Origin of the sequence: Spirillospora sp. NPDC049024, assembly GCF_040649235.1 — a bacterium.
In the GTDB taxonomy this organism is placed as follows: Bacteria; Actinomycetota; Actinomycetes; order Streptosporangiales; family Streptosporangiaceae; genus Spirillospora.
Map to the genome: position 1 here is coordinate 12,352 of NZ_JBEZFD010000012.1, position 24,094 is coordinate 36,445.

General features: G+C 69.3%; 20 protein-coding genes and 1 pseudogene. 14 read left to right on the forward strand and 7 right to left on the reverse strand.

Annotation, left to right across the window (positions count from 1 at the left end):
• Positions 1 to 1,032: 1,032 nt before the first annotated feature.
• Both AB0C21_RS22480 and AB0C21_RS22485 read left to right on the forward strand, forming a co-directional pair.
• Positions 1,033 to 2,823, forward strand: a complete 1,791-nt coding sequence (locus tag AB0C21_RS22480) for an HNH endonuclease signature motif containing protein (protein WP_500206655.1) — start codon at positions 1,033 to 1,035, stop codon at positions 2,821 to 2,823.
• A gap of 1,577 nt (positions 2,824 to 4,400) precedes the next feature.
• On the forward strand, positions 4,401 to 5,228 hold the full coding sequence (locus tag AB0C21_RS22485) for a phosphotransferase (protein ID WP_500206657.1): 828 nt from the start codon (positions 4,401 to 4,403) through the stop codon (positions 5,226 to 5,228).
• Positions 5,229 to 5,275: 47 nt separating this feature from the next.
• On the opposite strand, the gene AB0C21_RS22490 is transcribed toward AB0C21_RS22485, so the two are convergent.
• Together AB0C21_RS22490 and AB0C21_RS22495 are read right to left on the reverse strand one after the other, a co-directional pair.
• Positions 5,276 to 5,728: a pyridoxamine 5'-phosphate oxidase family protein gene (locus AB0C21_RS22490; protein WP_500206658.1), complete on the reverse strand. Its 453-nt coding sequence runs from the start codon at positions 5,726 to 5,728 to the stop codon at positions 5,276 to 5,278.
• 67 nt (positions 5,729 to 5,795) lie between these two features.
• Positions 5,796 to 6,056 carry a DivIVA domain-containing protein gene (locus AB0C21_RS22495; RefSeq protein WP_500206659.1) on the reverse strand — a complete coding sequence of 87 codons (261 nt, stop codon included), beginning with the start codon at positions 6,054 to 6,056 and terminating at the stop codon, positions 5,796 to 5,798.
• A 136-nt stretch (positions 6,057 to 6,192) separates the two neighbouring features.
• On the opposite strand from AB0C21_RS22495, the gene AB0C21_RS22500 reads away from it, so the two are divergent.
• The gene (locus AB0C21_RS22500; protein ID WP_500206661.1) at positions 6,193 to 7,215 is read left to right on the forward strand and encodes a DNA polymerase IV; all 1,023 of its coding nucleotides are present in this window, start codon (positions 6,193 to 6,195) and stop codon (positions 7,213 to 7,215) included.
• 118 nt (positions 7,216 to 7,333) lie between these two features.
• On the forward strand, positions 7,334 to 7,582 hold the full coding sequence (locus AB0C21_RS22505) for a hypothetical protein (protein WP_500206662.1): 249 nt from the start codon (positions 7,334 to 7,336) through the stop codon (positions 7,580 to 7,582).
• Between the two features lie 178 nt (positions 7,583 to 7,760).
• Here the strand turns inward: AB0C21_RS22505 and AB0C21_RS22510 are convergent, their stop codons facing one another.
• The 3 genes from AB0C21_RS22510 to AB0C21_RS22520 all read right to left on the reverse strand — a co-directional run bounded on the left by AB0C21_RS22510 (position 7,761) and on the right by AB0C21_RS22520 (position 10,259).
• Entirely contained in the window at positions 7,761 to 9,008 is a 1,248-nt protein-coding gene (locus tag AB0C21_RS22510; protein ID WP_500206663.1) for a CU044_5270 family protein, read from the reverse strand.
• 3 nt (positions 9,009 to 9,011) lie between these two features.
• Positions 9,012 to 9,590 carry an RNA polymerase sigma factor gene (locus AB0C21_RS22515; protein WP_500206665.1) on the reverse strand — a complete coding sequence of 193 codons (579 nt, stop codon included), beginning with the start codon at positions 9,588 to 9,590 and terminating at the stop codon, positions 9,012 to 9,014.
• Positions 9,591 to 9,776: 186 nt separating this feature from the next.
• The gene (locus AB0C21_RS22520) at positions 9,777 to 10,259 is read right to left on the reverse strand and encodes an Lrp/AsnC family transcriptional regulator (RefSeq protein ID WP_149258909.1); all 483 of its coding nucleotides are present in this window, start codon (positions 10,257 to 10,259) and stop codon (positions 9,777 to 9,779) included.
• Between the two features lie 34 nt (positions 10,260 to 10,293).
• Between AB0C21_RS22520 and AB0C21_RS22525 the strand changes: the two genes are divergently transcribed.
• The 4 genes and pseudogenes from AB0C21_RS22525 (at position 10,294) to AB0C21_RS22540 (ending at position 13,951) form a co-directional block, all read left to right on the forward strand.
• Positions 10,294 to 11,115, forward strand: a complete 822-nt coding sequence (locus AB0C21_RS22525; protein WP_500206666.1) for an EamA family transporter — start codon at positions 10,294 to 10,296, stop codon at positions 11,113 to 11,115.
• Positions 11,116 to 11,128: 13 nt separating this feature from the next.
• Positions 11,129 to 11,689 (forward strand): annotated as a pseudogene (locus tag AB0C21_RS22530) (aldo/keto reductase); the annotation flags it as partial.
• Positions 11,690 to 12,329: 640 nt separating this feature from the next.
• Positions 12,330 to 12,518, forward strand: a complete 189-nt coding sequence (locus AB0C21_RS22535; protein WP_500206667.1) for a hypothetical protein — start codon at positions 12,330 to 12,332, stop codon at positions 12,516 to 12,518.
• Positions 12,515 to 13,951 carry a replication initiator gene (locus AB0C21_RS22540; protein ID WP_500206668.1) on the forward strand — a complete coding sequence of 479 codons (1,437 nt, stop codon included), beginning with the start codon at positions 12,515 to 12,517 and terminating at the stop codon, positions 13,949 to 13,951. The genes AB0C21_RS22535 and AB0C21_RS22540 overlap by 4 nt, the downstream gene beginning before the upstream one ends.
• Positions 13,952 to 14,755: 804 nt before the next feature.
• Here AB0C21_RS22540 and AB0C21_RS22545 read toward each other — a convergent pair.
• Complete coding sequence (locus AB0C21_RS22545) at positions 14,756 to 15,052, reverse strand: hypothetical protein (RefSeq protein ID WP_500206670.1); 297 nt, start codon at positions 15,050 to 15,052, stop codon at positions 14,756 to 14,758.
• A 183-nt stretch (positions 15,053 to 15,235) separates the two neighbouring features.
• Between AB0C21_RS22545 and AB0C21_RS22550 the strand changes: the two genes are divergently transcribed.
• Positions 15,236 to 16,471, forward strand: a complete 1,236-nt coding sequence (locus AB0C21_RS22550; RefSeq protein WP_500206671.1) for a helix-turn-helix domain-containing protein — start codon at positions 15,236 to 15,238, stop codon at positions 16,469 to 16,471.
• Between the two features lie 60 nt (positions 16,472 to 16,531).
• On the opposite strand, the gene AB0C21_RS22555 is transcribed toward AB0C21_RS22550, so the two are convergent.
• Positions 16,532 to 18,049 carry a recombinase family protein gene (locus AB0C21_RS22555; RefSeq protein WP_500206672.1) on the reverse strand — a complete coding sequence of 506 codons (1,518 nt, stop codon included), beginning with the start codon at positions 18,047 to 18,049 and terminating at the stop codon, positions 16,532 to 16,534.
• Between the two features lie 30 nt (positions 18,050 to 18,079).
• On the opposite strand from AB0C21_RS22555, the gene AB0C21_RS22560 reads away from it, so the two are divergent.
• The 5 genes from AB0C21_RS22560 to fusA all read left to right on the forward strand — a co-directional run bounded on the left by AB0C21_RS22560 (position 18,080) and on the right by fusA (position 24,014).
• A complete protein-coding gene (locus tag AB0C21_RS22560; protein WP_500206674.1) occupies positions 18,080 to 18,511 on the forward strand; it encodes an aldo/keto reductase in 432 nt (143 codons plus the stop codon).
• Positions 18,512 to 18,753: 242 nt separating this feature from the next.
• Positions 18,754 to 20,418, forward strand: coding sequence for a hypothetical protein (locus tag AB0C21_RS22565; RefSeq protein WP_500206675.1), 1,665 nt, complete (start codon positions 18,754 to 18,756; stop codon positions 20,416 to 20,418).
• Between the two features lie 596 nt (positions 20,419 to 21,014).
• On the forward strand, positions 21,015 to 21,389 hold the full coding sequence (gene rpsL, locus AB0C21_RS22570) for a 30S ribosomal protein S12 (protein WP_021597495.1): 375 nt from the start codon (positions 21,015 to 21,017) through the stop codon (positions 21,387 to 21,389).
• On the forward strand, positions 21,389 to 21,859 hold the full coding sequence (rpsG, locus tag AB0C21_RS22575; protein ID WP_067806994.1) for a 30S ribosomal protein S7: 471 nt from the start codon (positions 21,389 to 21,391) through the stop codon (positions 21,857 to 21,859). Before rpsL ends, rpsG begins: the two co-directional genes overlap by 1 nt.
• A 43-nt stretch (positions 21,860 to 21,902) precedes the next feature.
• A complete protein-coding gene (gene fusA / locus AB0C21_RS22580) occupies positions 21,903 to 24,014 on the forward strand; it encodes an elongation factor G (RefSeq protein WP_149258913.1) in 2,112 nt (703 codons plus the stop codon).
• The last annotated feature ends 80 nt before the right edge of the window (positions 24,015 to 24,094 follow it).

Below are 24,094 nucleotides of genomic sequence, written 5' to 3' on the forward strand. Positions count from 1 at the left end.
GCCCATCGGGTAGGGCCCATCGGGTAGGGCCCATCGGGTAGGGCCCATCGGGTAGGGCCCATCGGGTAGGGACACCGGATGGGGACACCGGATGGGGACACCGGGTGGGGACACCGGGTGGGGTGGCGCTGCGTACGGGGCCGCCCCTCCAAAATCAAGGGCGCCTTCGGCGTCGCTTCGCGATGGGACTTCGTCCCACCCTCGACTTCGGAGCCTCTGCGGCCCCTGGTGCAGGTTTCGTCGGGCAGGCTCCGCCTGCCCCGCCCGACGCGCCACCCCACTCCTCCAAGAGCCACTTCACCGACAAGGGAATCCGCTCTCCAAAGCAAGGCAGCCCATAAAGTAAACCCGCCCATCAAAGGAACCTCGCCCGCTTGAGGGAGTCGGCTCGGCGCGAGGGCGACCCCTGGTACAGGTTGAGCAGCGCACTGGCAGCCAGGAAGTGCATCGGTGGTCCGGAAACCCACCGGCGATCAAGAACAGGGTGCAATTCATGCCAGGGCGTGCACGGCCTAGGTCAGAGGCGGTGCCCGACAGTGCCCCAAGGTGCCGGGTCTCGACATAGAAAGAGTTGGTTCGCTAGGAAAAACCAGCCCATCAGGGGGATAACTGCTGGCAGAGGTCAACGGCTGGCGCAGGCTAACCACCAGGCACTTCTCGATGGGTAAGCGATCCGAGTCGGGTGCAGCCGCCAACTGACAGGCGCCATCTGCCGGTCCGCTGAAGCAGGAGGAGTCACCGTTAAGGGTGCGGGTCGCCTGCTGACAGCGAACTCGCCAATTATCTGGAGAAATCCTGAACGTAGGTTCCATGCGACATGGCGAAGCCGCTGACCAGATTGGTCCCCTTGATGGCATTCGCAAAGTTGGTGAACTGGGCGTTACGGGGGATATGTCTGACTCTTCTGGTAACGCGAAATATGATTCCAGTCCCAAGCTGCACCTATCTCTGCGGTGACAGTAATCAGTCTCCAATCCCGCACTAGTTCGTCCACCAGTTCGATATACTCTGTGTATGTGTTCGGTCACGGATATGGATCTCGGTGTGGCGTCCACCCAGGAGTTGGTGGACGCCGCCGCCGCGATCGCCGCCGAACTCGCCACCCGCCCCGCTCCCGAATCCCCAGCGGCCTGCATGGAACTCGCCGAGACGCTAGCCGCCGCCTCCGACGCCCATGAGGCCGCGCTGGCCGGGTTCGTCGCCCGTGTGGACGCGGCGGGTGAGACGCGCCGGTGGGGGTTGCCGTCCACGCAGGCGTGGCTGCGGTCGCGGCTGGGCATGCGCGACGCGCGCGCCAAGGAGCGCGTCACCCTAGCCCGCCACCGCCACCGGCTCCCTGTGGTCGCCGAGCTCCTGGCCAGAGGCGAGTTGTCCTACGGCTACGCCACCACGGTCGCCGACGCCGTCGCCCGACTGGACGATGACGACTGCGCGAAGGCCGAGACGCTGCTGCTGGACATGATCGGCCAGGGGTTCTCGCCCGGGAAGGTGGCGGCGTTGGGCCGCCGCATCCGGGAGGTGATCGCCGAACGCGACGGACACGAGACGGCCCCCGTGGACGTGCAGCGCGGCTACGAGCGGTCTTGGATCGACTCCACCCGCTCGCTGGAGGGCGGCCGCTACATCAAGGGCTGGCTGAACGCCGAGGACGCCGCCGTCTGGGACGGCACCCTCGCACCCCTGGCAAAGCCGGCCGGGCCCGACGACCACCGCGACCTGCCCGAGCGCACCGCCGCCGCACTGTCGAGCGTGCTGTCGGGCGGGCACAAGGCCACCAAGGTCACCGTCATCTGCGACCTGGACACCCTCACCGGCGGCCACGCACCCGCCCGCCTCACCGACGGCACACCGATCCCCGCGCCCCAGGCCCGCCGCATCGCGCTGGCCGCCGGGGTCTCACCCCTGCTGCTGGGCACCGGGAACACGCCTCTGTACCTGGGGCACAAGGTCCGGTTCGCCACCGCCGCCCAGCGCCAGGTTCTGGAGACGCTGTATCCCACGTGCGCGGTGCAGGGCTGCGAGGTGCCCGGGACGCTGTGCGAGGTCGACCACGTCAACGGATGGGCCCTCGGCAACAGCCCCACCGACATCGACAAACTCGCCCTGTGCTGCGGATGGCACAACCGCTACAAACACACCAACCTCCAACACATCCACACCACCCACGACCCCGCCACCGGCCGCTACACCTACCGACTCCACCCACCCGGCACACCAACCAACCACCCACAAAACACCAACCCACCAACAGCCGAGCCACCAACAGCCGAGCCACCAACAGCCGAGCCACGAACAGCCGAGCCATGGACGGCCGAGCCATGGACAGCCGAGCCATGGATGGTCGAGCCTTCGACGGAGGAGCCGCGACCAAGCGAGCGGCGAATAGCTGAGCCGCAGACCGCCGAGCCGCGAGCCACCGCGCCGGGGTCGGTCGAGCCGCGAGCCACCGAGGCGCGGACCACCGAGGCGCGGACCGCCGAGCCGCGGACCGTCGAGGCGCGGACCGTCGAGGCGCGGACCGTCGAGGCGCGGACCGTCGAGGCGCGGACCGTCGAGCTGCGGACCGCCGAGCTGCGAGCCACCGCGCCGGGGTCGGTCGAGGCGCGGACCGTCGAGGCGCGGACCGTCGAGGCGCGGACCGTCGAGGCGCGGACCGTCGAGGCGCGGACCGTCGAGGCGCGGACCGTCGAGGCGCGGACCGCCGAGCCGCGGACCGCCGAGCCGCGGACCACCGAGCCGCAGACAGTCGAGCCGCGAACACCCCACCCACGAACCGAGCTGCAAACAACCGAGCCACCCAACACCATCCACTGGGCCGCTTAGATGGTCGTTTCGTTTGGTGTGCTTGATGGTGCTTCGTCGTAACGATGATGGAGCGCTCAGGGCAGGGGAGTTTGTGGAAGTCGTTTCAGCGGGCGGTGCCACCTGCGCCGACGCCTCCGCAGGGTGATGGGCGGAGCCACGCTGCTGATCGAGAGGTGTTGGTGGAGAGGGTGTTCGGGCCCCCCACCGGTTGTGCCTAGCGGTAGGTCCCTTCGGTGTTGGCGCCTCCTGGTAGAGCCTCTGCCGGCGCTTCGCCGAATGGAGAAGCGCCCCGGGCGCGAAGCGAATTGCACCGAGTCATGCAGGACCAACTTGGCACCCCCAGGGGAACCGGACTGTTGCGGTGCGCGATCGACCCAGGAAGTGTCCGCGCCGCGAAGGGGAGGAAGTCGCCAGGTCCCGATTCCTGTCGATCGCGGTAGGGGTAGCTGCGGCCGTCACCGCCGACCCCCGCACGTCAACTCCACCGCTGACGGCCGGCCCGGCCTCTCTGTCGCTACTGGCCGTTCCGGTCCTCCTCAGAATCCGAGATGCCTGCACATCGTGTCGGCTCACAGCCTGAAGGCTCCGGTACGGCCAGTCCCTCCGCCAGTCCCTCGGCCTGTGCCTCCATAGCGGCCCAACCAGCGCTCCTTAGCTCATGGCCGAGGGCGGCACGCCCGCCGCTGGCCGACCTGTTCTGATGGGCATCACCGCGCCGGCATCCCGGACGCAAGGGTTTCCTTCGCCAACTCCGGAACGGAAGCCAACGAGACGGCACTGCTGCTGGCTGACTACGCGCGCGGCGCATCGAAGCCCTACTCGCCGAGCGGACTGGATTGTTCGGCGGATGCCCGACGCCTCCTCTCACTCGCGCCGACCAGGGCGTTGGCAGGCACTTGGAGCGCGCACTGGGCGCTGCTGGCTTTGGACGACCTCGTGCGGACGACGGGCCGTCCGGGCGGCCCCGCTGCAGGTCGGCCCGCGTGCCGGGCCGACTCTGCATCCCGGCACGTCCAGCCAATTTCAGTTGGAGGTCTTCGCGGCCAATAGACCGCGACAGCTACTGGGGCGGAACCGCTGGTGCGCACCATCCCGCCGATCCCTGACAACGCGAACCGCGCGGTCGCCGTTCTTGCGGGGTGCATGGTGGCAGGGGCTCCGACTCCCCACACCTGCGCAGCTGGCTACGTTCACGCCGCAGCGTGTTAGGCATCTCCCGCCCATCCAGCGGCTCAAGCATTCCGGTGGAGTTGACGTCATTCGCGCGGCCAGCCCGGTCGTGGGCTGGCCGATCTGACGAGCTCCGCCGCCGGAGTCCCTGTAATTGCGGCCGATCTGGGGATGCGACGCCGACAGTTGGGTGGGTGCCGTTCATGGGGAGCCGGCCACGTGAGAGTAGGCGGCCGGATGGGCCGAGCTGCTCGTGGAGCTGCGGGTGTTTGCGGTGCTCATGGCTGGGCTCGCGCGATAGCGTCGTTGGGTGATGAAGGTTCAGGGCCGGGCGGGGGCGGCGCGTGGCGAGTCGGAGGGGTGACCTGGCCGCGGCTGTCCGGGATGTGGTGGCTGCGCATATGCCGGGCTATCGCGTTGACTCCGTGGTGTTGCTGGGGGAGGGCGAGGACAACGTCGCCTTTCAGGTCAATGACGAGTTGATCGTCCGGTTCGGTAAGGAGTCCGATCCTGCGGAGCGGGCTGGGCGCGTTCGCGATGAGGGTCGCCTTCTTGCCGCCGTTGCGGATGTGTCGCCGCTGGCTGTGCCCAAGCCCACCTTCACGGTCGTCGAGCAGGGGTGCCTGGCCTATTTCAAGCTGCCTGGCCTTCCGTTGATCGACGCGGATCCGCGACAACGGGCGGTCCACATCGACTCGGTCGCCGCCGAGCTCGGGGGGTTCCTCGGGGCGCTGCATGCTGTTCCGGTCGGCCGGATGGTGGACCTGGCGGATACCGACGACGAGCCGATGACCGTGTGGCTGGAGGAGACCGCGCAGATCTACGCCACGATCATCGAGACGGTGCCGCCGGTGCACCGTCCCGCGGTGGAGGCGTTCCTCGACACCTCGCCCCCGGACGGCCCGCGTGAGCTGGTGTTCTCCCACAACGACCTGGGAATCGAGCACGTCCTCATCGACCCGGACGCGTGGGTCGTGACCGGGGTCATCGACTGGAGCGACGCCGCGATCACCGACCCGGCCCGTGACTTCGGTCTGCTCTACCGCGATCTCGGGCCCGCCGCTCTTGACCGGGCCCTGGACGCGTATCTGCCCGGCGTCGGCGTCGGGGAGATCAAGCTGCGCTCAGGCTTCTACGCCAGGTGCGGCGTACTGGAGGACATGGCCTACGGGCTTGAGACCGGCTTCAGCGCGTACCTCGGCAAGTCCCTGGCCGCACTGGAGTGGCTCTTTCCAGAAGGCGATCGCCACTAGACGAGCAGGCATGATCACGCAGGCCGCAGGGTGTCCGACGTGTCTGGCTAGGGGAGCCAGCGGCCGTCGCGCATCAGGTCGCGGTCGGAGAGTTCGTTCTCCTCGCGCCATGCCTGGACGCGGCGCGGGGTGACGCGGAACCAGCGGTACGGCGTGGTCAGGGTGCGCGGGTCGAAGCCGGTGCGCTCGGCGAAGCGGTCGCCCTGCTCCTGGGGCAGCGCGTCCGTGTCGAGCACCTCGACCGTGCCCTCGATCATGACCACGTCGCGGGTGAGGCCCAGTCCCAGCCGGGTGGATCGGGTGGCGGCCAGGTTCCTGCCGGTCGGGCTGTCCGCCCGCGTGGAGAGCAGCGGCGCCTCGCCGTCCCAATCGAAGGACAGCGGGACCAGGTAGGGCGCACCGTCCGGCGACGCGCTGGCCACCCAGACGTCGACGTCGTGGGTGAGCCGGTGCTCGGTGTCGCGGCGTCGCTCGGCGCGCGTGCGGGACGGGGCGCTCATCGCTCCCTCGGCGGAGGATCGGACGGTGCCTCTCGCCCTACTTCGGGCTGGACGCCCGGGGCTCGCATCAGTTCCTCGGTGACTGGAAGAGCGGGTCGAGGAAGGCGTCGACCTGGGCGCGGTCGTAACCGCGCATCACGACCACGAAGGCCGGCGGCTCGATCTCGGGCGGGCTTTCGGTGCCGGCCAGTTCGGCGAGCTTGCGGAAGAACGCCTCGACCTGGAGGCGGTGGTAGCCGCGCATCTTCAGGCGGAACGGCAGCGGAGAGCCGGACTCGAACGCCTTCAGTAGACCCACTCGCTCAGGTCCGAACTCTTGCCATGTCATGGCGGCAAGTTAGCAGCAGGCGGAGACAGGGCCCGTCGAATTGAACGGCGACAGGGACGCGCCGGGAGCACGGTGGGGACGGGTTCGCGTCCGGTCCATAGGGATGTATTCGTGCTGGTGAGGGGACAATGGGGGTGTGGGTCGGTGGGTCCTGCACGTTGATCTGGACCAGTTCATCGCGGCCGTCGAGGTGCTTCGCCGTCCGGAGCTTCGCGGGCGGCCGGTGGTCGTCGGCGGCGACGGCGATCCCACGAAGCGGGGCGTGGTCAGCACGGCCTCGTATGAGGCGCGCGAGTACGGCGTCCAGTCCGGCCTTCCGCTGCGCACGGCGGCGCGCCGCTGCCCGGACGCCGTGTTCCTGCCCGTCGACCGGGAGCTCTACGAGTCCGTCTCGGAGCGGGTCATGGCGACGTTGCGCGGCCTCGGCCTCGTGGTCGAGGTCCTCGGGTGGGACGAGGCGTTCCTGGCGGTCGACGGCGACGATCCAGAGGCGACGGCCAGGGAGATCCGGGATCGGGTCCGGGCGGCGACGGGGCTCGAATGCACGGTGGGCATCGGGGAGAACAAGCTCCAGGCGAAGCTGGCAACGGGGTTCGGCAAACCGGCCGGGGTCTTCCGGCTCACCGGGGCGACCTGGTTCGAGGTGCTCGGCGACCGGCCGGTCGACGCACTGTGGGGTATCGGGGCCAAGACCGCCAAGCGGTTGAAGGCGTTCGGCATCGCCACGGTGGCCGACCTCGCGGCGGCGGATCCCGACGTCCTGGCCGGGGAGATCGGCCCCACGACCGGGCCGTGGCTGGTGCGGCTCGCACAGGGACGGGACGGCTCACAGGTGAGCGACGCACCGTACGTCCCGCGTTCGTGCGGGCGGGAGACGACGTACCAGCAGGATCTGGACGACTGGGAGGACGTGCGCCGGGAGGTCGTCCGGCTGGCGCGGCGGGTCGCCGACGATGTGGCCGCGGACGGCAGGGACGTCGCCCGCGTCGTCGTCAAGGTCAGGTACGCGCCGTTCATCACCCAGACCCACGGCCGGACGCTGGAGACGCCGACGATCGAGCCGTCCCGTATCGAGGAGGGCGCCCTCGCCGCGCTCGCCCGCTTCACCGGGCGGCGTCCTGTGCGGTTGCTGGGGGTGCGCGCCGAGTTCGTCCGCTGACCTGGGCCGATTCCTGGAAGATGGTCGTCGTTTTTTACTCTTTTGTCGGGTTTTGGGGTGAAGGGGGCCGGGGAGGAACGCTCTCGTTGCTTGAAGGACGCGACGGGGAGAGAAGCTGATGAAGAGGGTCATGACCGGTGCACTGATCGCCGCTGTGGTCGGAATCGGGGGACTGGGCAGCGCGGCCGCCGCCCAGGCGTCCCATTCCGGGGACCAGAACACGCGCCAGGGCTGCCGCACCTACTCCAGCGTTGAGCAGTGCGGCCAGCCGAAGCTGAACGAGAAGCAGCGCGCGTGCGTGGACTCGGCGGTCCAGCAGGGCATGACCGAACGCCGCGCCACGGTGGAGTGCCACGCGTTCGCATAGCCCCAGGGCACGCGGCACGCCGATGGGACCGGTGAGCCGAGTGACCCAATGCGCTGGGGCCGGTGCGCTGGAGGGGGTCCAGTGCGCTGGGGGGATCCGGCGCTATGAGGGGCCCGTCTCGCATGGGACGGGCCCCTCGTCATGCCCCTCGTCATGCCCCTCGTCATGTGAGGGACGCTCAGCGCGGCGGCTCCGCGTCGGTCCACTCGGTGATCTCGAACGCCCGGTAGGCGGCCGTCTCTCCGGGCCTGTGGAAGCGGTCGGGCATGTCCTGCGCCCTCAGCGCGCGCGGCTTGCCGTCGTCTCCCGGGGGCAGCGGCCGGCTGCCGTGCGGCGGCGTGGCCACGAGGTCGCGGATGGCCAGCAGGGAACCGGTGGCGGGGTCGACGATGAACTGGCGCCGGTAGGTTCCGAGCTGCTTGGGGGCGGTGAACATGCCGAGGGGCGTGGTGGTCTTCAGCGGGAGCGACACCACCGTTCCGACGCGGCCGAGCGGATCGGTCGTCCGGCCCTCGGGCTTGACGCCTGGCATGTCGGACAGCATCCGGAAGACCGCTGCCCGCACCTTGGGCGGCGCCGGTTCGGTGGACAGCAGCTCCCCGGCGACATCGCTGAGAGCCCGAACACGCTCCTGCCCCCGCAAGGCGCGGATCGGCTCCTCCTTCTCACCGTCCGTTGAGACCGCGTGCCAATGCCCCTTGAGGCCCAGCAAGACCTTCTTCAGTGCCTCCGGCTCCGTGGGCAGCGCGGCGATCTGTCCCGGTGTCATGCCGTAGAACCGTTCGACGGACGCCGGCCACGGGGCTCCCCCGCCCGTCTTCGGGGACATGTCCAGGTTGACCTGTCCGCCTCCCCCCTCGGGATTCGGCACGTGGACCCAGGACGGTGACCCTGCCGCCTGCCACTTCTGCTTGTCCTGCGGGGTGACGGGGAGACCCTGGAGATCGAAGTGGGTGCCGCGGCGCAGACCGGTCCGGTCTGTCCACATCTCGTTCCCCTGCCTCGAATCGACCTTGTAGTGGTTCTCGGCGCTCTTGCCGACCGCGTAGATCTCGCCCATGACGGTCTTGGTGTGCCAGTACTTCCCCGCCGGCGCCTTCGCGGCGTTGGTCGCGGCCACCAGGAGCACGTTGCCGTTCAGGGGGACGGTGTTCTCCACGCGGGGCTTGCCGGTCGGGTCGCCGTCCCCCGTGGAGACCACGACGGCCACGGTCCCGGCGGCGACGGCGACCGTGGCGGCCGCGCTCACCAGCTGGATCCGCATACGGCGTCGGTTGCGGGGGCGGGGGCGGGGCCGGGGGCGGGGGCGGGGCCGCGGACGAGCTCCGCCGCCGTCCTGCCAGTCAATGCGCTGGGCGAGCCGCTCCGGGGGCTCCTCCACCGCGAGACCGGTCCGCATCTGCCGCAGGGCATCGATTTCGTCCATGCTCTACTCCTCGGAGAGGGCGTGTGTGGGGAGGGCCTTGCGCAGCTTGGCGCGGCTTCGGTGGATCTTGGCCTTGACGGTGCCGAGGGGCAGGCCGAGCGCCACCGCGATCTCGGCGTAGGACATCTCGCCCCACGCCAGCAGCAGGACGGCGTTGCGGTCCTGCGCGCCCAGCGAGGCCAGCGCCCGTGCCAGGCCGGGTCCGCACGCCGCCGCGGAGGCGCGCTCGCTCGCCCTGTCGGCGACACCGTCCTCGGCGGGGTCGGCGCCGGTCCGGGCGAACGCCCGGTACATGCGGGTCTCGTGGCGGTGGTGCTTGGCGATCAGATTGCTGGCGATGCCCCACAGCCAGGCGCCGAACTCGGCGCGGCCGTCGAACCTGTCGCGGCGCCGGAACGCGGTCGAGAACGCCTCGGAGACCACGTCGTCGGCCATGGCGGTCCCGAGCCGCCGCCTGGCGTAGGCGTGGAGCCGCGGCGCGTGCCGGCGGAACAGCTCACCGAACGCCTCGGGTTCGTCCAGCGAGGCGGCGACGAGCGCCGCGTCGTCGAGCTCGTCGCGGGCGTGGCTCAACACGGCCATGGGCGTCTCTTCATAGAGGGCGTCTCCGTGTCTGGGGGAGTGCTGACATCCCCTCTATCCCGAAGCCCGCGCCGCGGTTGCGTCTCCCGACGATCTTTTAGGCGCGCCCCGGCCGACCGAGCCCTGTCAGCCGAGCCCTGTCAGCCAAGCCCTGGCAGACAGGGCCCCTCCCGGCCGAGGTCCCTGTCAGGCGAGAGGGAGGGGACGGCGGGGGACCGGGGACGACTGGAGGATCGACGTCGTCGTCTTCGCGTACGGGGTGAAGCGGTCGAGGATCGGTTCGAGTTCCTCGACGGCGCGCAGGTGCGCGATGAAGTAGAAGCAGTCGTCACCCGTGATGCGATGGCATTCGACGATCTGCGGGATCTCGTCTGCGATCTTTGGGATGCGGCTCAGCTCACGCGGGCTCGGGCTCACCCGGACGAGGACGGCGATCGGGAAGCCGAGCGCGACGGGGTCGACGGTGGCGTGGTAGCCCGTGATGACGCCGGTGTCCTCCAGGCGCTGGACGCGCTCGGCGACGGCCGGGGCGGACAGGGCGACGCGGCGGCCCAGTTCGGCGAGGGACGCCCGGCCGTCCCGCTGCAGCTCCGTGAGGATCCGTAGGTCGATCGGGTCGAGCGGTTTGGGTTCGTAGGCGCGGCCCGGTCGGCCCCTTCGGTTCGCCATTCCTCCAACTTACGGACCGGCCGACGATACGACCATGCGCTTTCCGCCCTGGTCGTACTTTGTCGGAAGTGCGGTCTTCCACTACCTGGGTCCCTCGTTCGCCGTGCTGCTGTTCCCCCGCATCGGCCCTCTGGGCGTTGCCGGGATCAGGATCTGGAGCGCCGCCCTCGTCTTCGCTGTCTGGCGCAGACCCTGGCAGACGCTCACGCGCCACACCTGGCGGACGATGCTGGTGTGGGGCGCTGTGCTCGCGGCGATGAACTCGTCCTTCTATATGGCGATCGCACGGTTGCCCCTGGCGACCGTGGCGGCGATCGAGTTCCTGCCCGTCGTCGTCCTGGCCGCCCTAGGTATAAGGACAAGACGCAACATCGCCGCTCTCGTCGCGGCGGTCGGCGGCGTGTACGTCCTGACGGAGGTGCGGATAGAAGGGGAGCCGCTCGGGTTCGTCTTCGCTTTCACCAATGCCGCACTGTTCGCGCTGTACATCGTCGTCGCCCACAAGGCCGCCCAGTCGGGGGGTGGGGGGATCGACGGGTTGGCCATGGCGATGGTCGTCGCGAGTGTGCTCGTCCTTCCCATTGGCGGCGTGCAGGCCGTGCCCGCACTGGGCGATCCGGTTGCGCTCGCGGCGGGGGTCGGTGTCGGGATCTCCTCGTCCGTCATCCCGTACGTCTGCGACCAGCTTGCGATGGCGCGGCTCAGTCGCGCCACCTACGCGCTGATGGTGTCGCTGCTTCCGGCGACCGCCGCCGTGACCGGACTGGTGGTGCTGCGGCAGGCGCCCGCCCCGGCGGAGATCGCCGGAGTGGGGTTGGTGATCGCCGGGGTGGCGGTGCACCGTGGAGACCGTTGAAAGGAGAACCCCCATGGAACAGGTACGTCTCGGAAAGACCGGTGTGAAGGTCTCGCGGATCTGCCTCGGCATGATGAGCTACGGCGACCCGGCGGTTCGGCCGTGGGCCCTGGACGAGGACGCCGCGGAGCCGATCGTCCGGCGGGCGGTGGAGGGCGGCGTGACGTTCTTCGACACCGCCGACGTGTACTCGATGGGCGTCAGTGAGGAGATCACCGGACGGCTCCTGCCGAAGCTGTTCCCCCGCAGGGACGACTACGTGCTGGCGACCAAGGTGTGCCTCCCCATGGGAGACGGCCCGAACGACAAGGGCCTGTCGCGCAAGCACATCATGGCGAGCATCGACGCCTCCCTCGCCCGGCTCGGCACCGACTACGTCGACCTCTACCAGATCCACCGCTGGGACTACGGGACGCCCATCGAGGAGACCATGGAGGCCCTGCACGACGTCGTGAAGGCGGGCAAGGCGCGGTACATCGGAGCGTCCAGCATGTACGCCTGGCAGTTCGCCAAGGCGCAGCACGTCGCCGACAAGCACGGCTGGACGAAGTTCGTCTCCATGCAGAACCACTACAAATAGTACTTCACTTCATGCAGGTTTGATCAGACTTGATCCCGACCACGCAGAGTCATCGCGGTCGGAACGCCCCCCGACGAGTTGAACAGCCCCAGGGCCCGCACTTGGAGCGCCAACCTAGTGTGATGTGCGCCACTTTAGGGCGCCAGACAGCCGTACGTCAGCAGTCACCACCGGACACCACCGGACGCCAGCGGTTACTCACGGACAACCCCACACAGTCCGGAAGGCCCGCAGGCCCGGATTTGTCGAGGTTTGGTCGGCACCTGGACGTGGCAATCTTGATCACGGAGTCGCGCGAGCGTCTTCGTGACAGGCGAGTGGCACGCCGGGTCGGCACCGGCACCGAGACCTCGTGAGGGGACCTCAGACAAACAGGCAGCCGTACAACACGACATCACTTACGCACGGGCAGTTGCCCGCCGGGGTGGGCTCCCGGCACCGGAGATAGGCGCCAGGCGGAAGGCGTTCCGCTGAACAAGCCTCACACACCGATCGCCCTTACCAACTTCTCTCAGATACGCCACTCGCCGAAAGCATCTGACCACCGGGTTGGCGTCAGCATGCCCGCAGTCAGGTGCCCACGGTCGCGGAGCACACCGCGCACTCCTTCCACCGAGAGAAGGAGCGACCAGGGTTGGAACCCAGTCCGGAAGCCATCGCATGGGGCAAGCGCCAGGCCGAGCGTTCCCCGCGCTGGACAGACGCCAAATGGCGTCAGGTCGGGACGATCTTCGGAGTTGCGCTGTCCCCGGAAGGAGTCCTCACCGAGCAGGACCAGGCCGCCAACGGCCAGGACGACGAGACCCTGTGGGACGCGGCATGAGCGGCCCGCAGATGCCCGACCTACCGCCCGAGCTGGCGGCCGCCGTCCAGCGCGCGGCGATGCCCGACTTCGACCGCTGGCACCAGATGATCCGGTCCGCCGGAGGGTGCGAGCAGCCCGTACGCCTACGCGGCGAGCGGATCACGCTGGACGGTGAGACCGGCGAGTTGATCGAGTCCTACTCGACCGCCGACGAGCCGACCGGCTTCTTGATCACCGCGTGCGGCAACCGCCGCGCGTCCCGCTGCGCCGCGTGCGCCGAGGTCTACCGGGACGACACCTACCACCTGATCATCTCCGGACTGACCGGGGGCAAGGGCGTCCCCGAGGCGGTCAGCGACCATCCCCGCGTGTTCCTCACCCTCACCGCCCCCTCGTTCGGTGCCGTCCACGCCCACCGGGCCAAGGTCGGGAAGACCCAGCCGTGCCGACCCCGCCGAGACGACCCCGTGTGTGAGCACGGCCGCCCCGAAGGGTGCCTGGCGCGGCACCAGGCCGACGACCCGCAGGTAGGGCAACCGATCTGCGTCGACTGCTACGACTACCGTGCCGCCGTGCTGTGGAACGCCCATGCCCCCGAGCTGTGGCGACGCCTCACCCTCACCGTCCCCCGGCTGATCACGGCCGAGCTGGGCATTACCCACAAGGCCCTCCGCGAGCAGGCCCGCGTGTCGTATGCCCGCGTGATCGAGTACCAGCGACGCGGCCTCATTCACTTCCACGCCGTCGTCCGCTTGGACGGGCCAGACGGCCCCGACCAGCCCCCGCCCCCATGGGCCACCGCCGAACTCCTTGAGCGGACGCTGCGCACCGCCGCCGCACAGGTCGAGGTACCGGCCCCGCATCGGGAGGGGACGGGCCCGCCGCTCCTCTTGCGGTGGGGCCGTCAACTCGACACTCAGGCCATCCAGGTAGCCGCCGAGTTGGACGGGATCGCAGACAAGCACGTAGCCCGCTACATCGCCAAGTACGCCACCAAGGGCGCCGAAGACTCCGGCACCGTAGACCGCCCCATCCGCTTCGCAACCCAGATCAATTCGCTGAAGGTGTCCGAACACGCCCGCCGCATGATCTGGACGTGCTTCGCCCTTGCCGACCTGCCCGAGTACCACGACCTACGGCTACGCAACTGGGCCCACATGCTTGGCTACGGCGGGCACTTCTCCTCCAAGTCCCGCCGCTACTCAGTGACCCTCTCCGAGCTACGCCAGGCCCGAGCCGACCACGCCACCCAGGCAGCCCGTCAGGCCGAAGGCCGACCCGAGCCCGACCCGAACCGCGCCACGGTGACCACCGGCCAGTGGGAGTACCTCGGAAGCGGCCTCATGCACGGCGAACACTTCTGGGCCGAGCAAGCCCGCAACCGCATCCAGGAGGCAAGAGCCATCCGCCGAGGGCTCACCGAGCGTGACGAGGAGCGGAAGGCGAGCTAGCCCAGACCCCCCGACGTCGAGGAGTTTCATTACAGGGTCAAGGCGGCCCTACGGGCCGCGCACGGGGCCGGGCACAGGTGCCGCTGGCCGGTTCCGTACTTGCGCGGGGACCCCTCGCGGGGCCTCGCGACGGGCCATTGCGGGCAGGCAGGTGCTGCCCGTCCGCCGGTCGAGGCTACGAGGCCCCGCCCCCGCGCAAGTCCGGAACCGTCCAGCTTCAACTGCGGCATAGCCGATGCTCAGGGACTGACCTCGTCACAGGTGGGCGCGGGGCCGGGTGCGGGGTTGGGCCCGCCCACCGCAGGGCGGGACCGTGGACGGCCGCCGCGCCTTGCGCGTGCGGCCTTGGGGGCCGTTCGCGGCGCGGCCCCGACCACCGCCCCGCCCCACCGTGGACGGCCCGCCCGTGCCGCACCGCGCAAGCCGAGGCAGGCCCCGCGCGAAGGCTTGTCGCACAGGTGCCGGGCAGCGGCTTCCAGGCCGGGCGCCGCTTGAGACGGAATTGCCGCAACGGCGCCGGCTGACTCCCTTCGGTCGCCCCTACGGGGTGGCCTACGGCCATCGACCGGCCCCGACCCTGTCAGCGCGCAAGGGAAGCCGCGGCCCTCACGTCGTCACCGGCCGGGCGGACGAGCCAGGAACTTGCGTTGGGGCCATGGCCAGGTCGACGGATTCTCGATCGCTTCCCGCAGTTCACGAGGGTTGGCCGCTTCCACCAGCCGTGGCCCGTTCGACGAGGGGACCATGGCCCACCATGCCCCCGTGGCCCGTCCGTACCAGGTGACTACTTCGGCCGACGAGTGCCTACCCATCGGCCTGCGCGGCGAGCTTGCCCTTAACCGCCACCACCACATCGGCCATGTGCGCGTCGTCGGCCGGAGCGATGGCGCCACCGCCACCGAAGACGAACCACAACTCACCACCGCAGACCGCCCGCTGATCACAGCGCACGGCCACCGGTTCCCCGAAGGAAGCCGGGACCGCCAGCAGTGGGAGAGACTCGGCCACCTCCACCGCGTACCCGTGGGACTTGAGCGCCCGCGCCAGCGCCCAGACACGCAGCCGCCGCGCCTCCGTCACCTCAGTTGCCTCCGTTGCCATGGACCGTCCTTTCAACGAGCGCCGGGGGATGGACCGGAGCGGCGGCGGCAGACACGATCTCGGTTGACCGGCGCCGCACGCCGCGTTTCCATGGCTCTGAGCTTGTCTTTCGCGCTGGATCTCCTAGAGGCACCAGACAGGGGGCCAGGGAGGGGCCAGACTTGAGGGAGAGAGGGGGCCAGCGTGGGCGATGCGAAACGCAAGCGGTTCGGGGCGTACCTCGCACGGATGCGCCGAGACGCGGGCAAGAGCCAGCGGCAGTTAGCGGAGGCGCTTTGCCGCATCTCTGGCACTGCGTCAGTGACGCGCCACGAGATCAGCCGATGGGAGCGAGGCGAGCGCGTTCCCGATGTGTGGCTCCCCGCCCTGGGGACGGCCCTCAGCGTGCCGCACGACACCCTTGAACGAGCAGCAGCCCACGCGCGAGGTGAGGACATCGGCACCGAGATGCGTAGTCCGGCCGAGGCACTCGCTTACTTCCTGCCCGACAGTGTCGACCTTGGGCCCTTGGAGAGCAGCGCAGGCCGCCGGGTCGGAGCCACCACAGCCGCCGCTCTCGCCGACCGTGCGCACGGCCTACGGCTCGCCGACGACGTGATAGCAGGTGGTGACCTACTCGCCCCCGCGCTCAGGGAGTTGGACGGAGCCGTCCGGCTTTACCGCGAGACCACGCATTCCGAGGACACCGGCCGCTCGCTTCTCAGCAGCATCGGAGAGATAGCCCAGATCACGGGATGGATCGCCAGCGACGCAGGCGAGCACGACCAGGCCGCACGCGCCTACCGGCTCGGAGTCTCGGCCGCCCGAGAGGCCGGAGACCTCGCCCTTGTGGGCAACCTCGCCGGGAGTCTGGCCTATCAACTCTCCAACACCGACCACGAGGACGACGGCGTCAGTCTCGCCCATGCTGCGCTAGAGGAGGCAGGGCCGGACGCGCCAGCCAAGGCCCGCGCGCTCTACCTTGACCGCGTCGCATGGGCACATGCCAAGGCAGGTGACGCCCAACCAGCGATGCGCGCTCTCGTGGAGGCCCACGAGGCGATGGCTAGCGAGGACTCGCAGGAGTCGCCCGAGTGGGCGTATTGGGTCTCTCCGGAGGAACTCGACGTGATGGACGCCCGCGTCTACACGGAACTTCGCAAGCCGCTGCGCGCCGTGCCTCTCCTGCAAGAGGTGCTCGGACGGTACGACTCGACACACACTCGTGAGTTGGCGCTGTACCTCTCATGGCTCGCCGTGGCCTTGGTGGACGCGAACGAGCCCGAGGAGGCCGCCAGGACCGCCCGCCGGATGCTCGACCTCTCGGCCGACTTCGCGAGCGACAGGACAGCCCAACGGAACCGTGTCGTCCTCACCAAGCTAGAGCCGTACGGCGACGTTCCCGAGGTCCGCGAAGTGCTGAACACCTACGCCGCCTGACACGAGTCGAGCCCCGCGCCGATGATGACGCGGGGCCCGCTCTCAGGCGTCGACGGACCGTCAGTCCTCGCGCCAGACCGGGTCGAGTAGGTCAGGGTCGAACTTCTTGTTGCCCTTGCCAGCCGGGTACATGATCACCGCGTGCAGGGCCGACCGTATATAGGTCCGCTTCACCGAGATCGGGAACCCGCCCTCCGTCTCTGGCAGGTACCAACGGCGCCGCACCTCGGAGGCGCTCGTCTCCTGTTGCGCCGCTTTCGCCGCCACGGCGGCCTCATGCTTGTTCTTCCCCGCGCGGAGGCCGCTGATCTGCTGTTCCAGCCCAGGGACCAGCTTGAAGAACAGATCGTTGGTGATCTGCCGCGCGTTCCACTGCCGGGTCAGCTCCGCCAACTGCTCCTCCACCTCCTTGAGATCGGACTCCTTGGGCCACGCCGCGTCGTCAGCGCCAGAGGAGAACGACGCCTCTTCGAGCTTCGCCAACACCGCCTCTGAGACGAACATGTCCACCAGGTCACCGCGCCGGGAGACGCCACCGCAGCCACCTTCGGAGCGGCTCAGGCAGGTGTAGGTGTGTCGCCCATCCTTCTGCGGGTTGGCGCGAAGAGGCGTGTTGCAGAGCGTCCCGTCCGGGAGTCGCCGCCCGCAGCGCAGGATGCCCGACAGTAGATAGGTGTGGTCCCGGTAGTCCGTAGGGTGCGGACGTCCGATCTTCATGTCACGTCCGACGAAGTGTCCCTTGCGGCTCTCGAAGACCGCCCGGACGGCCGACCACTGCTCAGGGTCAACGATCGGTTCCCACTGACCTTGAACGGGTGCGCCGTCCGCCCCGCGAACCAACTCGCCGTGGATCTCCCGCCATCCGCAGATGCGGGGACTGCACATCGCGACCTTGAGGGACCGGACGCTCCACTCGTTGCCGCGCGCCGTCTTCACTCCTCTGTCCTGCCAGTCCCTGACGATCGAGTGCACAGACCGGCCGCTCAGGAAGTCCTTGACTGCCTGGGCCAGTAGTTCGGCCTCACGCGGGTCGAGGCTCAGCCGGTCTTCCTTCCAGCCGAAGGGACGAGGCCCGCCGACCGGACGCCCCTCCTCCGCACGAGCCCGATGCGACCGCCGCATACGACGCTGCATCTTGCGCACCTCCATCTTGGAGATGACCGCTCCGAACAGACCCATGCTCTCTACGTCTTCGCTGTAGAGGTCCTTCGGCCCGCGCTGGTCCGCGAAGACTCGGTTGTCCTGATAGGTGAACGCCTCCACGAAGCGCTCGTAGTCGCCAGGCCGACGCGCCAGACGATCCTCAGCGAGGATCACCACACCTTCTATATAGGTGCCGTCCGGGAGACGGCCCGTCCGCAGCGCGGTCAACATCGCCTCGAAGTCGTCGCGGACCACCTCGAACTTGGCCGCCGACTTGTCGTTGTCCGTGAACTCGTGGACCACCGTCCAGCCGTAGCGCGCCGCCGTCTCCCGGTTGGCCTTGTGCTGATCCTTGACGCCGTGGGAATCCCGCCGGATGTCGGCAGAGATACGCGCGTAGGAGACGACCGGGATCAGGGAGCCGGACGAGGACATGTACTACCTCCGCAGTAGTTCCCGCATGAAGTGAACCACTACAACCTCATCTATAGAGAAGAGGAGCGGGAGATGATCCCGCTCTGCGTGGACCAGGGGGTCGGCGTCATCCCGTGGAGCCCGCTCGCGCGGGGGATGCTCGCGGGGAACCGGGAGAGGGGCGGCGAGCGCAAGACCGTCCGGTCCCAGAACGACTCCTTCGGCGACAGCCTGTACACGGAATCGGACTTCGACGTCGTCGACGCCGTCCGCGAGGTCGCGTCGGGACGGGGTGTCCCGCCGGCGCAGGCGGCGCTCGCTTGGCTGCTCGCCAAGCCGGGGGTGACCGCGCCGATCGTGGGAGCGACAAAACTCACTCACGTGGACGATGCGATCGCCGCGGCGGACCTCCGGCTGGAGGAGAAGGAGATAGAGCGGATGGAAGCCCCGTACCGCCCCCACGGGGTTATCGGGCATTCCTGACGATCCCGGCGGAGGACGCCTCCGGGGCGGAACGCGCCGGGGGCGTCCCGCGTCTATCAGGGGTGGTGATTTGCGATACCACCGGCGATCGGGGCAGGCTGGGGGCGAGAACGCCCACGCATGGCAAGACCGCCACGTGGGGACATGGGTGACAAGGTTCGGAGGCCGCGTTATGCGCCGCGCGCCTCCGGACTTCCGGGAGCTGAGGAGCCCCGGGACGACGGCGCTGAAGGAGCCCGACGATGACCGAGAACGACGGCACGCAGGGACCGCAGCGGCCGATGCCGGAGGAGGAGGGGCAGCCCAGGCCGCCGGAGGGCCAGGAGCCCCCCGCCCGGCCGCTGGGAGACCGCACCGTGGTGTTCGGTGCTCCGCAGTTGGGTGGCCGTCCCCCGGCTCAGCCGGCGCAGCCCCGCGACGAGGAACGGCAGGCGCCGCCTCCGCCGCCCCCCACGATGGTCGAGCAGCCGATGCAGCAGTTCGGCGAGCAGCCCCCGCCCCCGCCCCCCTTCGGAACTCCGCAGGACCAGCAGCCCCAGTACGGCCAGCCCGCCGGGCAGATGCCCTACGGCGCGCCCCCCGGGCCTGGCGGATTCCCGCCCCCGCAGGAGCAGCCCCAGTACGAGCAGCCCCAGTACGGCCAGCCGCAGTATGGCCAGCAGCCGGAACAGCCCTCGTACGGCCAGCAGCCTGAGCAGCCGCAGTACGGACAGCAGCCCCCGCAGCAGCAGACCGGGTACCCGCAGCAGCCGATGCACGGTGCGCCGCAGGAGCAGCCCCAGTACGAGCAGCCCCAGTACGGCCAGCCTGAGTACGGACAGCCTGAGTACGGTCAGCCCCAGTACGGCGGGTTCGCGTCGCCCGAGGCCGGCGCGCCCGGCGAGCAGGCGCCGCAGGCCGAGCAGCAGGAGTCCGCGGCGGACCGGACGATGATCGTCCCCGGTCCGGCCGCCGGCGAGCCCGAGCAGCAGCAGCGCCCCGTGGTGGACGACCAGGCGACGCTGCACTGGTCGCCCGGCACCGACATCCCGGTCGCGACCGGACCCGAGCGCAAGCACGACGCCCCGGCCGAGCCGTGGCAGGCCCCGACCCCGCCGTCCACGCCGGAGCCCTGGACGCCCGAGCCGGGCCAGCCCGGCGCCGGTCAGCCCCAGCCCGGTGCAGGTCAGCAGGGCGGTCAGCAGGGGCAGGCCGACCACGAGCGGACCATGATGGTGCCGCCGCCCGACTCCGGTTACGGCGCGGGTTCGCAGCAGACCGGTCCCTCGGTGGACGACCTGTACCGCCCGCCCGGCGAGAGCAACGTGGAGGACGCGCGCCCGACCGAGGCGTTCGACCCGTCCGCCGCCTCCCAGGGCCGGCACGCCGCCGAGTCGTCCGGGATGGCCGAGCACACCCGGCTCGACATCGGCCAGCAGCAGTGGGGCCAGCAGCAGGGGCAGCAGCAGGGCCAGCAGTTCGGCCAGCAGCCCGGCTTCGGTCAGCCCGAGCAGCAGCAGGGCTACGGCGAGCAGCAGGGCTTCGGCCAGCCCGCCGGCCAGGGCGAGCAGCAGGGCTACGGCCAGCAGCAGTACGGCGGCCAGCAGGGCGAGCAGCAGCAGTTCGGCCAGCAGGCGTACGGCCAGCAGCAGGAGTTCGGTCAGCAGGCCCAGCAGGGCTACGGCCAGCAGTTCGGCCAGCCCGGCGGCGAGCAGCAGCAGGGCCAGCAGTTCGGCCAGCCGCAGGCATACGGCCAGCCAGGCCAGCCCGGCCAGCACCCGCAGTACGGACAGCAGGGCCAATACGGTCAGCCGTCCACCTACGGGGCCGAAGAGGGCAAGGGCAACAAGAACACCCTCCTGCTGGTCGGCGGCGCCGTCGCCGCCGTGGTGATCATCGTGGTGCTGGTGGTCGCTTTCGTCCTGTAGGACGCGACACGCCCAGAACGCGAGACGGCCGGGAACGCACAAAAGCTGCTCCACGACTTCCCCAAGTGCGGGGATGTGGGTAACAATGCAGCAGAGGCGCCCCCGGCCGTCGCATACCCCGGCTCTTGCGATCGCGTGCGAAGCCAGGTTCGAGCGAAGCGAGAACCTGATCGCGCAGCGAGCCGCAAGGCGAGCCGGAGCGATGCCAGCGATCGCAGCAGTGCTCGACGATGGAGGGCCGCCAGGCCCGAAGAAGGAGAGCGCTGCGATGAGCACGCCTCCCTTCCCCGCTTTGCACTTTGGCTGAGTGGTCGGTAACCTCTTCACTTGTGCCCGCTGTGTGCGGGCCGCTATGCGTGCGCGTCGGCGAGGCCGGGAGGCCAGCCCCAGCGCCGCATCTACTCCCCGGCTTGATTCGGCCCAGTTAAGGGCCGGGCGGTCTGTGTCGGTTTCGCGCGGTTGTATTTCCGTGGGGTGGCGACACGCCCGACCGCGTGGGTCGGAGAGGTCGGGAAACCGGCAGGTCACAGCCTCACCTGAGGTGGTGATTGCAGCAATAGGACTTACCGGCTCGGTACGAGGAAGACGGAGACGCGGTGCCCACGATCCAGCAGCTGGTCCGCAAGGGCCGCCAGGACAAGGTGACCAAGAACAAGACGCCCGCGCTCAAGGGCAGCCCCCAGCGCCGGGGCGTCTGCACGCGCGTCTACACGACGACGCCAAAGAAGCCGAACTCCGCGCTCCGGAAGGTCGCCCGTGTCCGGCTGACCAGCGGGATCGAGGTCACGGCCTACATCCCCGGCGTCGGCCACAACCTGCAGGAGCACTCGATCGTGCTCGTGCGCGGCGGCCGTGTGAAGGACCTCCCCGGCGTTCGGTACAAGATCATTCGCGGTTCCCTCGACACCCAGGGCGTCCGGAACCGCAAGCAAGGGCGCAGCCACTACGGCGCGAAGAAGGAGAAGAGCTGATGCCGCGCAAGGGCCCCGCTGGCAAGCGCCAGCTGATCGCTGACCCGGTGTACAACTCGCCGCTGGTCACCGCGCTCATCAACAAGGTTCTCCTGGACGGCAAGCGCTCCATCGCGCAGAGCATCGTGTACGACGCCCTGGAGGGCGCCCGCGAGAAGACGGGCAACGACCCGGTCGTCACGCTGAAGCGCGCGCTCGACAACGTCAAGCCCACGCTGGAGGTCCGCAGCCGCCGCGTCGGTGGCGCGACCTACCAGGTCCCCGTCGAGGTGCGGCCGGCCCGCAGCACGACCCTCGCCCTGCGCTGGCTGGTGCTCTACGCCCGGCAGCGCCGTGAGAAGACCATGACCGAGCGGCTGATGAACGAGCTGCTCGACGCGAGCAACGGTCTCGGCGCGTCTGTCAAGAAGCGCGAGGACACGCACAAGATGGCGGAGTCCAACAAGGCCTTCGCCCACTACCGCTGGTAATCCCGGCGGATCTGCAACGACGAGAGACGACGCGAGGACGACAGTGGCTACCAAAACCGGTGTAGACCTGGCCAAGGTCCGCAACATCGGGATCATGGCCCATATCGACGCGGGCAAGACCACGACGACCGAGCGCATCCTGTACTACACGGGGATGAGCTACAAGATCGGCGAGGTGCACGACGGCGCCGCCACCATGGACTGGATGGAGCAGGAGCAGGAGCGGGGGATCACCATCACCTCCGCCGCCACCACCTGCGAATGGCCCGTCGACGACGTCAAGCACACGATCAACATCATCGACACCCCCGGCCACGTCGACTTCACCATCGAGGTGGAGCGCAACCTGCGGGTGCTCGACGGTGCGGTCGCGGTCTTCGACGGCGTCGCCGGTGTGGAGCCCCAGTCCGAGACCGTGTGGCGCCAGGCCGACCGGTACGGCGTGCCGCGCATGTGCTTCGTCAACAAGCTCGACCGGGTCGGCGCGGAGTTCCACCGCTGCGTCGACATGATCGAGAACCGGCTCAGCGCGACGCCGCTGGTGCTGCAGCTCCCGATCGGCGCCGAGGCCGACTTCAAGGGCGTCGTCGACCTCGTCCGTATGAAGGCCCTCGTGTGGAACGAGGAGGCCAAGCTCGGCGAGATGTACGACGTCGTCGACATCCCCGAGTCGCACGCCGAGACGGCCCGCGAGTGGCACGACAAGCTCGTCGAGACCCTCGCGGAGAACGACGACGAGATCATGGAGCTGTACCTGGAGGGCGAGGAGCCCACCGTGGAGCAGCTGCACGACGGCATCCGCCGCGCGACGATCGCCGCGAAGCTCACCCCGGTGACCTGCGGCACGGCCTTCAAGAACAAGGGCGTGCAGCCGCTGCTGGACGCGATCGTCCGCTACCTGCCCTCGCCGCTGGACGTGGAGGCCATCGAGGGCCACGCGGTCCGCGACGAGGAGAAGGTCCTCACCCGCAAGCCGAGCGAGGACGAGCCGTTCTCCGCGCTGGCGTTCAAGATCGCGAGCGACCCGCACCTGGGCAAGCTCACCTTCGTGCGCGTCTACTCCGGGGTGATGGAGTCGGGCGCGAACGTGATGAACTCCGTCAAGGAGCGCAAGGAGCGCATCGGCAAGATCTACCGGATGCACGCCAACAAGCGCACCGAGATCGAGCGCGCGGGCGCCGGCGACATCGTCGCGGTGATGGGTCTCAAGCAGACCACCACCGGTGAGACGCTGTCCGACGACAAGAACCCGATCGTGCTGGAGTCGATGAACTTCCCGGCGCCGGTCATCCACGTCGCGATCGAGCCGAAGACCAAGGCCGACCAGCAGAAGCTGGGCACCGCGATCCAGCGGCTGGCCGAGGAGGACCCGTCCTTCCAGGTCCGCACCGAAGAGGACACGGGCCAGACCGTCATCTCCGGCATGGGCGAGCTCCACCTGGAGATCCTCGTCGACCGGATGAAGCGGGAGTTCAAGGTCGACGCCAACGTCGGCAAGCCGCAGGTGGCCTACCGGGAGACGATCACCCGCAAGGTCGAGAAGGTCGAGTACACCCACAAGAAGCAGACGGGTGGCTCCGGCCAGTTCGGCCGCGTGATCATCGACCTGGAGCCGCTGGGCGGCGGGTCCGACGGGTACGAGTTCGAGAACAAGGTCACCGGTGGCCGCATCCCGCGGGAGTACATCCCGTCGGTCGACGCGGGCTGCCAGGAGGCCGCAGAGTTCGGTGTCCTCGCCGGCTACCCGATGGTGGGCGTCAAGGTCACCCTGCAGGACGGCGCCTACCACGAGGTCGACTCCTCGGAGATGGCGTTCAAGGTCGCCGGTTCCATGGCGTTCAAGGAGGCCGCCCGCAAGGCGTCCCCCACGCTGCTGGAGCCGATGATGTCCGTCGAGGTCACCACGCCCGAAGAGAACATGGGCGACGTGATCGGCGACCTCAACAGCCGCCGCGGCCAGGTCCAGTCCATGGACGAGCGGCATGGCATGCGCGTCATCAAGGCGCTCGTGCCTCTGTCCGAGATGTTCGGCTACGTGGGTGATCTGCGCAGCAAGACCCAGGGCCGGGCTGTCTTCACCATGCAGTTCGACTCCTACGCCGAGGTTCCCGGGAACGTCGCGCAGGAGATCATCGCCAAGGCGCGGGGCGAGTAGTACCGGGCCTGCCCACAGATCACCAAGGACGTACATCGAAGCGGTCGTCTAGGCGGCCGAGGATCGCAACAAGGAGCAAC

Bases quoted from the DNA above. Each gene is read 5' to 3' on its own strand.
- AB0C21_RS22555 (WP_500206672.1), bottom strand. From the start codon at position 18,049: ATGTCCTCGTCCGGCTCCCTGATCCCGGTCGTCTCCTACGCGCGTATC.
- AB0C21_RS22510 (WP_500206663.1), bottom strand. From the start codon at position 9,008: ATGGACGAAATCGATGCCCTGCGGCAGATGCGGACCGGTCTCGCGGTG.
- AB0C21_RS22505 (WP_500206662.1), top strand. From the start codon at position 7,334: ATGAAGAGGGTCATGACCGGTGCACTGATCGCCGCTGTGGTCGGAATC.
- rpsG (WP_067806994.1), top strand. From the start codon at position 21,389: ATGCCGCGCAAGGGCCCCGCTGGCAAGCGCCAGCTGATCGCTGACCCG.
- AB0C21_RS22520 (WP_149258909.1), bottom strand. From the start codon at position 10,259: ATGGCGAACCGAAGGGGCCGACCGGGCCGCGCCTACGAACCCAAACCG.
- AB0C21_RS22490 (WP_500206658.1), bottom strand. From the start codon at position 5,728: ATGAGCGCCCCGTCCCGCACGCGCGCCGAGCGACGCCGCGACACCGAG.
- AB0C21_RS22480 (WP_500206655.1), top strand. From the start codon at position 1,033: ATGGATCTCGGTGTGGCGTCCACCCAGGAGTTGGTGGACGCCGCCGCC.
- AB0C21_RS22515 (WP_500206665.1), bottom strand. From the start codon at position 9,590: ATGGCCGTGTTGAGCCACGCCCGCGACGAGCTCGACGACGCGGCGCTC.
- AB0C21_RS22525 (WP_500206666.1), top strand. From the start codon at position 10,294: ATGCGCTTTCCGCCCTGGTCGTACTTTGTCGGAAGTGCGGTCTTCCAC.
- AB0C21_RS22540 (WP_500206668.1), top strand. From the start codon at position 12,515: ATGAGCGGCCCGCAGATGCCCGACCTACCGCCCGAGCTGGCGGCCGCC.
- AB0C21_RS22565 (WP_500206675.1), top strand. From the start codon at position 18,754: ATGACCGAGAACGACGGCACGCAGGGACCGCAGCGGCCGATGCCGGAG.
- AB0C21_RS22495 (WP_500206659.1), bottom strand. From the start codon at position 6,056: ATGACATGGCAAGAGTTCGGACCTGAGCGAGTGGGTCTACTGAAGGCG.
- AB0C21_RS22545 (WP_500206670.1), bottom strand. From the start codon at position 15,052: ATGGCAACGGAGGCAACTGAGGTGACGGAGGCGCGGCGGCTGCGTGTC.